The sequence below is a fragment of the Burkholderia sp. Bp9099 genome (assembly GCF_003857805.1).
GTDB lineage: Bacteria > Pseudomonadota > Gammaproteobacteria > Burkholderiales > Burkholderiaceae > Burkholderia.
Genome location: NZ_QTPU01000001.1, coordinates 372,100 through 385,380 on the forward strand (window position 1 = coordinate 372,100; position 13,281 = coordinate 385,380).

A 13,281-nucleotide genomic window follows, 5' to 3' on the forward strand; every position below is an offset into this window, starting at 1 on the left:
GCGCTTGCGCCGGTTCAAGGTTGGTGATGGGCAGCGGCGGGGCGGGGCGCGCCGTCCCAGATGAGCCGCGGATCGAACTGCATCGACGCGCACATGGTTAGCACGACCACGGCGCCGAACGCGAGCGCGCCGGGGCCGGGCGTGATGTCGGCGAACGAGCCGAAATGCACGAGCGCGATCGTGAGCGCGACGACGAATACGTCGAGCATCGACCAGCGCCCCACGCGCTCGACCAGCCGATGCAGCCGGGCTCGTTCGAGCGGCCGCCATCGCACGCCGCGATGGGCGGCGATCGCCTGGAATGCGAGGGCCGCAAGCTTGAGCATCGGCACGAGCACACTCGCGATGAACACGATGACGGCGAGTGCCCAGTCGCCGGACGTCCAGAAGTACGCGACACCGCCGAGGATCGTGTCGTCCTCGGCCCGGCCGAGCGAGGTCGCGTGCATGACGGGCAACAGGTTCGCCGGGATATAGAGCAACGCAGCGGCAGCGACGAGCGCGCCCGTGCGCGCGATGCTGTGCGGACGGCGCGCGTGCAGCGGCGATCCGCAGCGCGTGCAGCGCTCGCCGCATGTGTGTGCCGGCTGCACGCGCGCGCAGAGGTGACAGGCGATCCATCCCGCGGCGCGGGCCGTCATGCCCGCCGATCCGCTGCTTTCCGCGGCCCGGGGCGCCGCATGTCGCGTCGTGTCGGGGCGGGGCGGTTTCGCACGCTCGGCATCGCCTGGCCGCAGTGCGACGAGTTCGTCGTGCGCTTCCCACAGTCGGGCCGGTTCGATCGTCGACAGCACGCAGAGCATCACGGTAAGCCCGGCGAACGCGAATAGCGCGGGCCCGGCAAGCACGTGTGCGAGGCTCGTCAGTTTGACGATCGTGATGAGCACGCCGAGCATCAGCACCTCGACCATGCTCCACGGCCGCAATCGGTGAATGCCGCGCAGCACTTGCGCGAAGTGGCGCGGTACGCGGCCCGCGCGCAACGGCGCGAGCAGGTACAGCCATGCGGCGAGCTCCAGTATCGGAAACAGCATCGTCGTGCAGAACACGAGCGCGGCCACCAGCGGCTGACCGTTCGACCATAGCGCGCGAACCGCGTCACCGAGCGTCGCATGCGACGCGATGCCGGCCGCATCGAGCGCGACGATCGGAAAGGCCTGCGCGACGCAACACGTCACCAGCGCGGCGACCGTCAATGCGCACAGCCGGTCGAGCGAGCGGCGGCCGTGCGCCGCACCGCTCACGCGCGCGTGGCATCTCGGGCAGTGCGCCGTGAGCGCGCGCAGGCGCGGCGGACGCTGAATCAGCAGGTCGCATTCGTGGCAAGCGACCAGGTTGTCGGATTTCATCGGGAATCAACCATGCGGGTAATGAAGGCCCGGCGCCGCGCGATGCACGGTACGCCGGGCATCGGGCTTCGAGACTGCGGACCGGTGCGGCCCGAAGGCGCGCAGCCGGTCCATCGACGCAAGCAGCGGCTATTGCCGGGCCGCGACCGTCGTGCCGGTGGCGGGCGGCAGTTCGCCCATTGCCTGCAGCAGCGCCGCGGTATCGGTCATCCGGCGGCTCGCGGCACGCACCGCATCGAGTTCCGCGTTCAGATAGAGCTGTTCGCTCGACCGTTGCGCGGACATCGGAACGGCACCCAATGTGCGGCGTTGCGCCGTTTCGTGGAAAGCCTCGCCTGCCGCGCGCGCCGCGAGTTCGTTCGCGGCCAGTCCTTGCGCGTCGTTGTCCAGCGCGGCGAGCGAATCGGCGACATCGCCGAATGCGGACAGCACCGCCGCCTTGTACTGCAGCACCGCGGCGTCGTACGCATCGCGCGACGCCCGCCGGTGAGCCAGCAGCGCACCGCCGTGGAAGATCGGCTGCGACAGCCCGGCGCCGACGGCCCACAGCCCGCCCGCGCCCGACAACAGCGCTGGCCAGCTGAAGCCGCCGCGCCCCATCGTCGCGGTGAGCGACAGGCTCGGGAACAACTGGGCGGTCGCCTCGCCGACGTCCGCCGATGCCGCCTTCACGGCTGCCGCGGCCGCGCGGATGTCCGGCCGTGCCTTCAGCAGGTCGGACGGCACGACCACGGGCACGTGTTCCGGCAGCGACAGTCCAGTGTAGGAGGGGACCGGCGGTGGCGCGTCGGGCGTGCGGCCCAGCAGGATCGCCAGCGAGTGAACCGCGCTCGCACGCTGCTGGCGCAGCGGCGGCAGCGTCGCGGCGAGCGACGCCGCGCCCTGCGTCGACGCCAGCGCCTGCACGTGGGACACCGCGCCGAGCGCGTAACGCTGCTGGTCTTCGAGCGCGGATGCCTCGGCAACGGCGACCAGGCGCTCCGTCAGCAGGATCTGGCGGTCGAGCGTCGCGGCGCGGATGGCGGTGCCGACGATGTTGGCCGCCAGCGCACGCCTTGCCGCTTCGAGCTCGCAACCGCGCACGTCGACGCGCGCGGCGCTCGCCTCGTTCGCATATCGCGTGGCGCCGAACAGGTCGAAGGTGTAATGCGCCTGCAGTTGCCCGACGAAGACGTTGTAGCGCAGGCTTTGCGCGCCCGCGCCGGAGATGTCGGGCGTGCGCGTGCGGGCCACCTGCGCGTTCGCGTCGATCGACGGCAGCGTCGACGCCCCGATCTGCGCGCGCAGCTCCTCCTGCGCGGCGGCGAGCGTCTTTTCCGCCGCGGCCAGAGTCGGGTTCGCGCGCAGGCCTTCGTCGACCAGCGCGTCGAGCGCGCTGGACCGGTACAGGCGCCACCATTGCGGGACGGGCGCGGCGCCGACGTCGAACTGCTGCGCGACGCCTGCCGCTTCGGCGGTGCGCGGCGCCTGAGGCGTCGCGCCGTAGTGCGCCGGCGACGGCATCGCGGGCGGCGTGCTGCTCGGGGCCATTGCACAGCCGCTCAGGCAGAGCGCCGCGCTCGCGGCGAGCACCGACGTGGTAAGGGGAAATTTCATCAGCATGTCTCCGAGGACGCGACGTCCATTGCGTGCGACTCGCGTTCGTCGCTGCGCACCTTGAAGCAGGTCGCATAGAGGGCCGGCAGGAAGAAGATGGTCAGCACCGTCGCGATCGTGATGCCGCCCATCAGCGCGGTGGCCATCGGGCCGAAGAAGCCGGAACGCAACAGCGGAATCAGCGCGAGCACGGCGGCCGCGGCGGTCAGCATGATCGGCCGGAAGCGGCGCACGGTCGCGCCCACGATCGCGGTGAAGCGTGGCTGCCCGGCCGCGATGTCCTGGTCGATCTGGTCGACCAGGATCACCGAGTTGCGCATGATGATTCCGAACATCGCGATCACGCCGAGCAGCGCGACGAAGCCGAACGGCTTGCCGAACAGCAGCAGCGCCGCGACCACGCCGATCAGGCCGAGCGGGGCCGTCAGCACGACGATGAAGGTGCGCGAGAAGCGCTTGAGCTGGATCATCAGCAGCGTCAGCACCGCGATGATCATGAGCGGCATCTGCGCGTTGATCGACGTCTGGCCCTTCATGCTCTCCTCGGCTGCACCGCCGACCTCGATCCGGTAACCGGTCGGCAGCGTGGCGCGCAGCGTCGCCAGGGTGCCGTCGATGGCGCGCGTCACGCCGATGCTCGGCGCTTCGCCACGAACGTCGGCCTGCACCGTGACGGTCGGCTGGCGGTCGCGTTCCCAGATCACGCCGTATTCGAGCGTGTCGCGCACGTGGCCGATCGTGCCGAGCGGCACGGGGCCGTGCGGCGTCGGGATCGCCAGGCCGGCGAGCTGCGACGGGTCGATCCGTTCGCGCTTCGGCGCGCGCAGGTCGACGTCGATCAGCTTGTCGCGTTCGCGATACTGCGTAACCGTATAGCCGGACAGCGTCATCGCGAGGAAACTCGACACGTCTTCCGACGTCACGCCGAGCTGGCGTGCCTTCAGTTGATCGATTTCGAACGACACCGATCGCTCCGCCGGCTCGTCCCAGTCGAACTGCACGTTGCGCGTGCGGGCATCGGCGCGCATCTTGTCCGCCACTTTTTCGGCAATGCCGCGAACGGTCGCGATGTCGTCGCCGCTCACGCGGAACTTGATCGGAAAGCCGACGGGCGGCCCGTTCTCGAGGCGCGCGACGCGCGTGCGCACGGTCGGGAAGCGGCTTGCCAGCGTCGACTCGAGCCAATGCGACAAGCGGTCGCGCGATTCGACGTCCTTGGCCGTGATCACGAACTGCGCGAAGTTCGGCTGCTGGAGCTGCTGGTCGAGCGGCAGGTAGAAGCGCGGCGCACCGGTGCCGACGAAATCGACGACGTGATCGATTTCGGGCCGACCGTCGAGCACCTTCTCGAGCCGCGTGGCCTCACGCAGTGTCGCGTCGAACGAAGCGCCTTCCGGCAGCCGCAGGTCGACCAGCAGCTCGGGGCGCTCCGAGTTCGGGAAAAATTGCTGTGGCACGCGCGTGAATGCCGCCATCGCGATCGCGAACAGCACGGCCGTTACGCCCAGCACCACCCAGCGGCGCTCGATGCACGCCGAGATCCATCCGGACAGCCGCCGGTAAAAGCCCGTTTCATAAACGTCCTGCCCATGTGCATGAGCGTCGTGATGCTGCTGCTCGGGCAGCATGTGGTAGCCCAGCAGCGGCACCAGCACGACGGCCGCAAACCACGACACGATCAGCGAGATCGCGGACACCTCGAAGATCGACCGCGTGTATTCGCCGGTGCTCGATTTCGCGAGCGCGATCGGCAGGAAGCCGGATACCGTGACGAGCGTGCCGGTCAGCATCGGGAACGCCGTGCTCGTGTAGGCGAAGGCCGCCGCGCGCGCGCGGCTCCAACCCTGCTCGAGCTTCACCGCCATCATTTCGACGGCGATGATCGCATCGTCCACCAGCAGCCCCAGCGCGAGCACCAGCGTGCCGAGCGACACCTTGTCGAGGCCGATGCCGAACACGTGCATGCACAGTGCCGTCACGGCGAGCACGATCGGAATCGTGATGACGACGACCATGCCGGTGCGCAGGCCCAGCGACACGAGGCTGACGACGAGCACGATCGCGACGGCTTCGCCGACCGCTTCGACGAAGTCGTCCACCGAGTGCTTGACGGCATGCGGCATGCTCGACACCGCGGCCAGCTTCAGTCCGGCCGGCAAGCCGGCACGGAGCTCGGCTGCCTTCGCGTCGAGCGCCTTGCCGAGGTCGATCACGTCACCGCCTTTTTGCATCGTGACGCCGATGCCGAGCACCGCGTGACCGTTCGTACGCATCTGTGTGACGGGCGGATCGTCGTAGCCGCGCGTGACCTTCGCGACGTCGCCGAGCCGGAACGTCCGGCCGTTCACCGTGATCAGCATGTCGGCGAGCGCCTGCGTGTCCTTGAACGCACCGCTCGGCCGCACGAATACGCGGTCGTCCGATGTCGTGATCGTGCCGACCGGTGCGACGGCGTTTTGCGCGTCGATGGCCTGCGCGAGCTGCTGCGGCGTGATCGCGAGCCGCGTCAGTTGCGCGTTCGAGATCTCGACGAATACGTGCTGGGCGGGGTCGCCGAAGTAGTCGACTTTCGCGACACCCGGCACGCGCAACAGCACGGTGCGCAGCTTGTCCGCGTAATCGTGCAGTTGCGCGGGCGAGTAGCCGTCGCCTTCGAGCGCATAGATGTTGGTATAGACGTCGCCGAATTCGTCGTTGAAGAACGGGCCGACAGTGCCCTTCGGCAGCGTCGCCCGGATGTCGCCGACCTTCTTGCGCACCTGATACCAGGTTTCCGGCACCTGGTCGACCGGCGCCGAATCCTTCATCGCAAAGAAGATCATCGACTCGCCGGGGCGCGAATAGCTCTTGATGTTATCGACGTAAGGCGCGGCCTGGAGCTGGCGGCCGATCCGGTCCGTGACCTGTTCCTGCACTTCGCGCGCCGTGGCGCCAGGCCAATAGGTCTGGATCACCATGGTTCGGAACGTGAACGGCGGATCCTCCGATTGCGCGAGGCGCGTATAGCCGATCATGCCGAAGATCGTCGCGAGGCCGATCAGGAAGATCACCAGTTGCTGATGCTTCAGCGCCCATGCCGACAGATTGAAACCGCCGTCATCGCGCGACGCGGCACCGCTTTGTGCGCCGAGCGCACCGTCCATCGAGGACCGGTGTTCTGGAGCGTTCATGATGCGAAGTCCTCCGCATGCAGCGGCGGCACCACGCGCACGTGCTGGCCGGTACTCACCGTATGGACGCCTTGCATCACGACGCGCTCGTTTTCCGCGAGGCCGGACGTGACCGTGACCGTACGCTCGTCGTAGCGTCCGACCGTTACCGGGCGCAATTCCAGCGTGTCGCTGCCTTTGCGAATGACCCAGACCGCCGGCGCTTCGCCGCGATGGAAGAGTGCGGTGGCCGGCAGCGTGATCGCGTGGTCCACGGCGGTGTCGGCGGCGCCGTCGAACGAGATGCTGGCGGTCATCCCGGAGCGGACGTCCGGCCCCGGCGCGACCAGCGTCAGCTTCACGCGCCAGGTGCGGCTTTGCGGATCAGCGGCCGCCGCGACTTCGCGCACGCGTGCGTCGAGCACCTTGCCCGGCAGTGCCGTCAGGCTGACGTGCGCGGTGCGGCCGACCGCGAGATCGCGCAGATCGCGCTCCGCGACGTCGCAGACGATGTCGAGGTCGCCGCTCCAGTCCAGATGAAACACCGCCTGACCGGGCTCGACGTTCTGCCCGGTATCGGCATCCTCCGACGTGATGACGCCGTCGTGATCCGCGACCAGCGTCGCGTAGCGCAGGTGATCGCCCGCGAGCGCCATTTGCGCGAGCGCGGAATCGCGTTGCGCGACCGCCGATGCATACGCGTCCTGCGTTGTCTCGAGCTGCGCGGGCGCGATCAGGTTGGCCTGAGCCTGCGCGCGGTCGCGATCCAGTTGCTGCTTCGCATAGGCGAGGCGATGCTCGGCGGCATCGAGCTGCGCGCGCGCGTTCAGCAACGTGTTGTGCAGATCGGCCGGATCGAGCATCGCGAGGGTCTGGCCGGCCTTGACGGTGTCGCCGATTCGCACGCGCCGCTCGACGATTTTGCCGCCGACCCGGAACGACAGCGGCGTCGAATATCGCGCCTGAACCTGCGCGGGCAGCACGCGCTGCACGGCGCCATTGTCCGCATGAACCGGCAGCGCGACCACCGGTTGCAGTTCGGGCGCCGGGGCCTCGTGCGAGTGGCAAGCCGCGAGAAGAATCGCACAGCAGGCGAATGCGATCGGGGCGCGCCGAAGCGGTGGCGCGATGCGTGTCAGAAACGGGCGCGTTGAAGTCCGCGCGTCAAGTCCGGGTGATTTCACGATGTTTCCAAGACAAGTGAGGGTCAAACTAAAAATGGTTCGGCGACCACGGCGGGTCACCCCGGTTTATGCAGGCGCGCGAGGGCGTCTCCGCCGACGGTGCGCATGACGATCAATCAGTACTCCGATGTTCGAGGTGCAGATCGTTCCGATTGCCGACATGACACGGCTTGCGCACGACGATGGCCGCCGAGTGTGCCGACGGGGCCGCCTGCGCGTCACCGACGCTCGCTGGCGTGGGTCCGGAACAGTGTCCGGACAGGAACCGGTTCTGCTATTTTCGAGATTAGACTCATAACTGATAATGTTGTCAAGTATGAGTGAGTCATCTAGAATTGCGTCATGCAGAAAATTCTTATGGAAAGGGAAGGTGCGCTCGTGGACGACAAACCGGTCCGGCCGCGTCGCCCGAATGCGTCAGTGGCCGGAGCGGAACAGCGTCAACCGCGCGGCGCCCGGCGCAAGGAGGCGACACGTATGCGCTTGCTGCGGGCGGCGTTCGGCCTGATGGCGGAAAAGGGCAGGGACAACGTCGCGATCAGCGAGATCACCGAGGCGGCGGATGTGGGGTTCGGCTCGTTTTACTACCACTTCGAATCGAAGGACGGCATCTTCGCCGCGCTGACCGAGTGGGTGTTCGACGATTTCGCGGACGGGCTCGAGCGTCTTGCGAGCGGTTTGTCGGATCCGGCCGAGGTCGTGTCGGTTTGCGTGCGTCATACGCTGATGCGCGCGCGCCGCGAGCGGCTCTGGGGACGGTTCCTGATGCGGGAGGGCTTTTCCGCGCGTGCGCTCGACCACGGGCTGGGCCGGCACTTGCGGCGGGACAGCGAGCGCGGAATCGCGGCACGCCGCTTCGTCGTCGGCGATCCGTTCATGAGCGTGCTCGCGATGACGGGGACGATCCTGGCGGCGATCGCGGCGGAGTGCTATGCGGCCGACACGGCTGAGGGCGAAGCGAGGAAGCCGGCGGGAGACGAAGGCCGGCTCCCCGAGCGGGCCGCGGCGATGGTGTTGCAGACGCTAGGCCTGACGCGCGCCGAAGCAAAGGACGTGGCGAACCGACCATTGCCGCCCGGCGACTTCACCGAAGGGTGGGGTAGGTAAATCGACGGTCGCCGTACAACTCTCGCTCGGCGTCATGCTGGCGGGCCAGCGCGCGTGGTTGGTCGACGGCGATCCGCAAGGCTCAAGCGCCGGCGCCGCGCTGGCGCGTAGTGATGCCGGCCGCGCTGGCCTGGCGTCGCTGTTCTGCGATGACGGCCAGGAACTGCACCGGACGATCCAGGCGAACGCGGGTAAATTCGACCACGTCGTGATCGATATCGGCGCGCGCGATTCGACCGCATTTCGTGCCGCGCTCGCGGTCGCCGACGTGGTGCTAATTCCGGTCATGCCACGCTCGTTCGATATGTGGGCGCTGGACGACATGACGAAGCTGCTCGGCGAGGCGCGCAAGGTGAACCAGGTCCGCGCGCTCGCCTTCCTGAATGCGGCGGACTACCAGGGCGCCGACAACGGCGACGCGGAAGCGGTTATTGCCAGCGACGACGCATTCGACCTCCTGCCGTGCCGTTTGTATCGGCGCAAGGTGTACGCCAACGCCAGCGCGGCCGGTTTGCACGTCGAGGAAATGGGGCGCCGCGATACGACTGCGTGCGCGGAAATTGAGCGACTGCAAGACGCGGTGTTTGGAGTAATTGGGCACCGCTCAACGTAATCTAGCCGGCCGACACCGAGCCGCGGTCAACCAGCAACCGAAGCGATACCAAGACGATAGGGGTTCATATGTCAGTAACGAGAAGGCCCGCGATGCTGGCGGCATCTGCCATCGACTCATTCATCCACGGAGCACCAGACGCCCGGCCGCCTACGCTAGGCGTAAATTGTACGGTTCCCCGTCAGATGAAAAGGAAAATCAGTATTGATATCGATCCGTCCCTATTACAGCGTCTTGATGACTTTGCGCGCGCGTCGGGCATTTCGAGAAACGCAGCTCTTGCGATGGCTGCCGCGCGCTTATTGAACGAGCGCAAATAGCAATCATTTCGATCTTTATTTGGGTGCCGGCTCTGCATCCAAGTTAGTCAGTATCGAACTCGAGCCACCAAACCGATATCATCCTACTATCGACTCGATAGTGTCGAGAGGGTCGCGCAGTGCTCGGGCAGTGGCGCCCCGGCACTGCAGACGTTACGGGGTCTTGGTGGCGAGGGGTCATGCAGAAAAAATATCAGGTATTTGTTAGTTCGACGTACACGGACTTGAAGGACGAACGACAACACGTCATCCAAGCTCTTATGGAAATGGACTGCATCCCGGCCGGAATGGAGCTTTTTCCGGCTGCGGATGAGCAGCAGTGGGAGTTTATAAAAAGGGTAATCGATGACTGCGACTACTACATACTGATAATCGGAAATCGATACGGATCACTGGCGCCGGATGGCATCAGTTATACGGAAAAGGAATTCGATTACGCGGCATCAAAAGGAATCAAAGTTGTCGCCCTAATCCACGGAAAGCCGAACGACATATCATTCGACAAATCCGAGCAAGACCCGACTCGACGGGAAAAATTGAAGGTATTTATTGAAAAAGTCTCAAGCGGGAGGCTGGTTAAGTATTGGACCGATGCAAAGGAATTGCCGGGCGCAGTTGCACTCAGTCTAAACAAAACAATCATGTTATACCCAGCTGTTGGCTGGGTTCGAGCCAGTCAAGCCGCGAGCGCAGAAATTCTTTTGGAAATCAATAATCTTCGGAACGAACGAGAAAGGCTGATTAAGCAAGTGGCCACATTGGAGACGCAGATTTCCATTGCGACAAAGAGAGAAGAAAAAGGCAGGGATATGGCTAGCCTCGATGATAAGTTTTCGTTCGAGGTGCGGTATTCTAAGACTGGAACGGCAACGAAATTTAATCATACGGCGACCATGACGTGGCGCTCAATTTTCGCGGGAATATCACCGTTTCTAGAGTCTATTCCTAACGACAAGCTGGTAAATGCCAAATTGGGGGCGTATGCCCTCAAGGCCGCAGATCGGGATGGATATTCGCCAGTCGTTGAAGAGCAGGCATTCAGAACAATTGCGCTCCAGCTCAAGGAGTATGGACTGGTTAACACGAGCTACTCCGAAAGCACCAGTGGTGCGTATGCGTTGTTTTGGCAAATCACCAAGGCAGGCGAACGCTTGATGCGCGAAACGCGTTTAATTCGTCGATCAAGTGGCGCTCCGTCGGAAGATGCCGCAGGCTGATGGCTTATGGGCATGCGCTCGTATAATTAGTCAACAACATTTACCGCATACACCGATGGAACTCAAATACTATATTGATGGAATTAAGAGAACAGGATTCCCGCTGGAGGCAGAGACGGTCGCCATTTTGGAGAAGGCCGGATGGACAATAATAAGCAATAGATACTACATTGACTCGGACCGAGACGAACCTCGCGAAATGGATATCATTGCTTATCGGGTTGGCGCCGGCGATGTGAAAGCCATTACGGCATTAATAATAAGCTGCAAAAAATCTGATCATGCAAATTGGACATTTTTGACGCGTCCGGTAAAGCGAGATGACCCCAACATGACCGCCGACCCAGTTCATTTTTGGTCGGATAGTCCTGCGATGAATTTCATAATGAAGAAGCCGACATGGACCGACTATTACCATGAAAATGCGGAAAAGCACGGCGTCACGGAGGTGATGGCTGATCCTGACTATAGAGTTTTCGCTCTTCAGGAAATGGCGAATGGCGCGAACAAAAAAGATCAGGAGGGATTTCCGAAAGGTGATGCTTCGATGTTTGGTTCCGTGATGTCGCTTATGAAAGCGCAGTTCTATGAGTTGGAGACAAGGGGGAAAGTGAAGCGTGATGAGCCGCGATTTTATCAATTCAACCTCGTTTCCTTGGCAGAAACCCAATTCGTAAAACTGAATTTCACTGAAGACGAAATCTCCGCCGAAGAATTGGATATTGTTCATTATGTGGGAAGCTACATATTCAATGGCAAGAACGATTCTTCAAATATCATTTTTTGCACGAAGAAAGCATTTCCACGCATTTTGGAAGACTTTGGCAGGTTGCACGAGGCAAACAAGATAATCGCGCGCGACAAGCTGAAAGAATTTTACACTGATGTATTGTCGTCCCCAGCAAAAACCGATGTTCTATTGCCGAGATTTCGCGAAGAACTTGATTCGGAGATATGGTGGATGCTCTTGGATTGGGAGGATTATTCGTCAGACAAACTCCAGGTATTTAGGGGCAAGGAAGGGGATATTGAATTGCATCTAATGTCGTCGAATGCTGATCTGATTCGCTACATGAACGGGGACGAACATATTATGAAAGGGGCGCAGGCAGCGCTGAAGAAAATATACAAATACGAAGGGCAATTCACGTTTGAATGAGACTAAAGCGGAAGGGGCAGATGTTTCCGCTTCGTGCATGGCGGCGGCATCACGGTGCAAAAAGTATGCAGGGAAGTGCACAGAAATTCCGCACGGTGAAGCCGGCCGCAGCCCGCGCCAGGAGGTGGCCGCTGGGAACCGCCCAGGTGCATAGAAAGTGCCCTGATAAATGAAGCTTGCAGGCGGGGAGGGGACTGCGCAGCTGCGCCGGCGCTGCCGGCGGGCCGATACCCCCAGCCGTCCGTCTAGGGGGCTCGATCTGCGCGCCATCAGCCCTACAGCGGCTTCGCTGACGCGTCGCACGGCTCGGCGGCCAGTCAACAGGCAACCCGGTGTAGGCGCATCTACGCGCCCCTACGCATAACGCGAAAAACCGTGCGGAAATGATGCGCGAGCGGCCGCGGGTTCGGCCGCCTCTCGCCGCGTCCGACAGTGGCGAGCGCCGATCAGGCGAACCGCACGAAGCAGTAGCTATAGTGTCCCCTATAGGTTACAATCCATTCATGTTCAAAGTCCTGACCACCCCCCAATTTGATAGCTGGCTCGATGGGCTTCGCGATCCGGTCGGCAGCGCGGCAATCAGCCTGCGCATCGAGCGGGCGAAGCTCGGCAACCTCGGCCAGTGGCGCGCAGTCGGTGACGGCGTCAACGAAATGAAGATCGACGTAGGGCCGGGATACCGGGCCTACTTCGTGCGGCGCGGAAAAATCATCGTCGTGGTGTTGTGCGGCGGGGACAAGTCGACGCAGAAGAAGGACATCAAGACGGCGAAGCAAATCGCCGGTGAACTGGAGGATTGAAGATGAAAATCAGCGAACTGGCCGAATTCGACGGCTCGAAGTACCTGAAGGACGAGGAAACGATTCGTCACTACCTGGCGCAAGCGTTCGAAGATGGCGATCCGCGCCTGATCCAGGCCGCGCTCGGGAACGTCGCGAAAGCGCGCGGCATGACCGCGCTGGCGCGCGAGTCCGGCGTAAAGCGCGAAGCACTCTATCGTGCGCTGTCGGAAGGTGGGAACGCGGAGTTTGCAACGATCATGAAGGTTGTCGGCGCGTTGGGATTGCATCTGACCGTTGCGCCGGCACAGTCGGCGGCCGAAGCGACGCCGGAGCCAGCTCCGACACGAACGCGCGCCCGCACTGCGGCGCATGCGTAGCGTCACCGGGGCCGACCGCGAATGTCGCGCCGGTCCACCGTGGTCTATGCAGCCGGCTGGGCCGGCGGAATGGCGTATGGATCGAAGCTCACGACTTCTTCGTCGAGCCAGTCGTTCAATCACCGCGCGAGGGCGGCGGCGAATGGGCCGTCGTGCTTCGCGCGCGAATCGCGTCGACGACGTTCCTGCCACGCACGTAGTGCACGAGGTTGCGCTGGCTCGAAAGGTAATGCGACGCGTGCACGCCGAGCCAAGCGAGCATTTCGTCGGGCGTCAGTTTTTGCCGAATCGGGGCATCGGTTTGGTCAGCCCTCGTAGTTGACATAACGTGAATTATCGATATTACTGGTGTGTAGTAGCTTTTTAGAAATGTCGTGTTCTGGCTACTTAGAAATGTCGTGTTTTGACCTCGGTATGCTGGCCGGTTC

General features: G+C 63.4%; 10 protein-coding genes. 6 read left to right on the forward strand and 4 right to left on the reverse strand.

The genetic code is table 11. The features are described 5' to 3' along the window. Positions 1 to 14: 14 nt before the first annotated feature. The 4 genes from DIE17_RS01660 to DIE17_RS01675 all read right to left on the reverse strand — a co-directional run bounded on the left by DIE17_RS01660 (position 15) and on the right by DIE17_RS01675 (position 7,278). Positions 15 to 1,349, reverse strand: a complete 1,335-nt coding sequence (locus DIE17_RS01660; protein WP_124570004.1) for a paraquat-inducible protein A — start codon at positions 1,347 to 1,349, stop codon at positions 15 to 17. Between the two features lie 129 nt (positions 1,350 to 1,478). Then, positions 1,479 to 2,945 carry an efflux transporter outer membrane subunit gene (locus DIE17_RS01665; protein ID WP_185735355.1) on the reverse strand — a complete coding sequence of 489 codons (1,467 nt, stop codon included), beginning with the start codon at positions 2,943 to 2,945 and terminating at the stop codon, positions 1,479 to 1,481. Then, positions 2,945 to 6,115 carry an efflux RND transporter permease subunit gene (locus DIE17_RS01670; RefSeq protein WP_124920612.1) on the reverse strand — a complete coding sequence of 1,057 codons (3,171 nt, stop codon included), beginning with the start codon at positions 6,113 to 6,115 and terminating at the stop codon, positions 2,945 to 2,947. Before DIE17_RS01670 ends, DIE17_RS01665 begins: the two co-directional genes overlap by 1 nt. After that, entirely contained in the window at positions 6,112 to 7,278 is a 1,167-nt protein-coding gene (locus DIE17_RS01675) for an efflux RND transporter periplasmic adaptor subunit (RefSeq protein ID WP_124645823.1), read from the reverse strand. The genes DIE17_RS01670 and DIE17_RS01675 overlap by 4 nt, the downstream gene beginning before the upstream one ends. Positions 7,279 to 7,755: 477 nt before the next feature. On the opposite strand from DIE17_RS01675, the gene DIE17_RS01680 reads away from it, so the two are divergent. From DIE17_RS01680 to DIE17_RS01710, 6 genes are all read left to right on the forward strand, one after another. Next, entirely contained in the window at positions 7,756 to 8,385 is a 630-nt protein-coding gene (locus tag DIE17_RS01680; RefSeq protein WP_124920630.1) for a TetR/AcrR family transcriptional regulator, read from the forward strand. Between the two features lie 34 nt (positions 8,386 to 8,419). Then, the gene (locus DIE17_RS01685) at positions 8,420 to 8,998 is read left to right on the forward strand and encodes a chromosome partitioning protein ParA (protein ID WP_260439189.1); all 579 of its coding nucleotides are present in this window, start codon (positions 8,420 to 8,422) and stop codon (positions 8,996 to 8,998) included. 499 nt (positions 8,999 to 9,497) lie between these two features. After that, positions 9,498 to 10,535, forward strand: coding sequence for a DUF4062 domain-containing protein (locus DIE17_RS01695; RefSeq protein WP_124920614.1), 1,038 nt, complete (start codon positions 9,498 to 9,500; stop codon positions 10,533 to 10,535). 55 nt (positions 10,536 to 10,590) lie between these two features. After that, entirely contained in the window at positions 10,591 to 11,694 is a 1,104-nt protein-coding gene (locus DIE17_RS01700; RefSeq protein ID WP_124920615.1) for a hypothetical protein, read from the forward strand. Between the two features lie 503 nt (positions 11,695 to 12,197). Continuing rightward, positions 12,198 to 12,494, forward strand: coding sequence for a type II toxin-antitoxin system RelE/ParE family toxin (locus tag DIE17_RS01705; protein WP_059449128.1), 297 nt, complete (start codon positions 12,198 to 12,200; stop codon positions 12,492 to 12,494). 2 nt (positions 12,495 to 12,496) lie between these two features. Then, positions 12,497 to 12,853 (forward strand): addiction module antidote protein, encoded by a 357-nt coding sequence (locus DIE17_RS01710; protein WP_124920616.1) that lies wholly within the window; start codon positions 12,497 to 12,499, stop codon positions 12,851 to 12,853. Positions 12,854 to 13,281: the final 428 nt, after the last annotated feature.

Excerpts from the sequence above, each read along its gene's own strand:
- DIE17_RS01710 (WP_124920616.1), top strand. The coding sequence starts at position 12,497 with ATGAAAATCAGCGAACTGGCCGAATTCGACGGCTCGAAGTACCTGAAG.
- DIE17_RS01700 (WP_124920615.1), top strand. The coding sequence starts at position 10,591 with ATGGAACTCAAATACTATATTGATGGAATTAAGAGAACAGGATTCCCG.
- DIE17_RS01660 (WP_124570004.1), bottom strand. The coding sequence starts at position 1,349 with ATGAAATCCGACAACCTGGTCGCTTGCCACGAATGCGACCTGCTGATT.
- DIE17_RS01670 (WP_124920612.1), bottom strand. The coding sequence starts at position 6,115 with ATGAACGCTCCAGAACACCGGTCCTCGATGGACGGTGCGCTCGGCGCA.
- DIE17_RS01665 (WP_185735355.1), bottom strand. The coding sequence starts at position 2,945 with ATGAAATTTCCCCTTACCACGTCGGTGCTCGCCGCGAGCGCGGCGCTC.
- DIE17_RS01705 (WP_059449128.1), top strand. The coding sequence starts at position 12,198 with ATGTTCAAAGTCCTGACCACCCCCCAATTTGATAGCTGGCTCGATGGG.
- DIE17_RS01695 (WP_124920614.1), top strand. The coding sequence starts at position 9,498 with ATGCAGAAAAAATATCAGGTATTTGTTAGTTCGACGTACACGGACTTG.
- DIE17_RS01680 (WP_124920630.1), top strand. The coding sequence starts at position 7,756 with ATGCGCTTGCTGCGGGCGGCGTTCGGCCTGATGGCGGAAAAGGGCAGG.
- DIE17_RS01685 (WP_260439189.1), top strand. The coding sequence starts at position 8,420 with ATGCTGGCGGGCCAGCGCGCGTGGTTGGTCGACGGCGATCCGCAAGGC.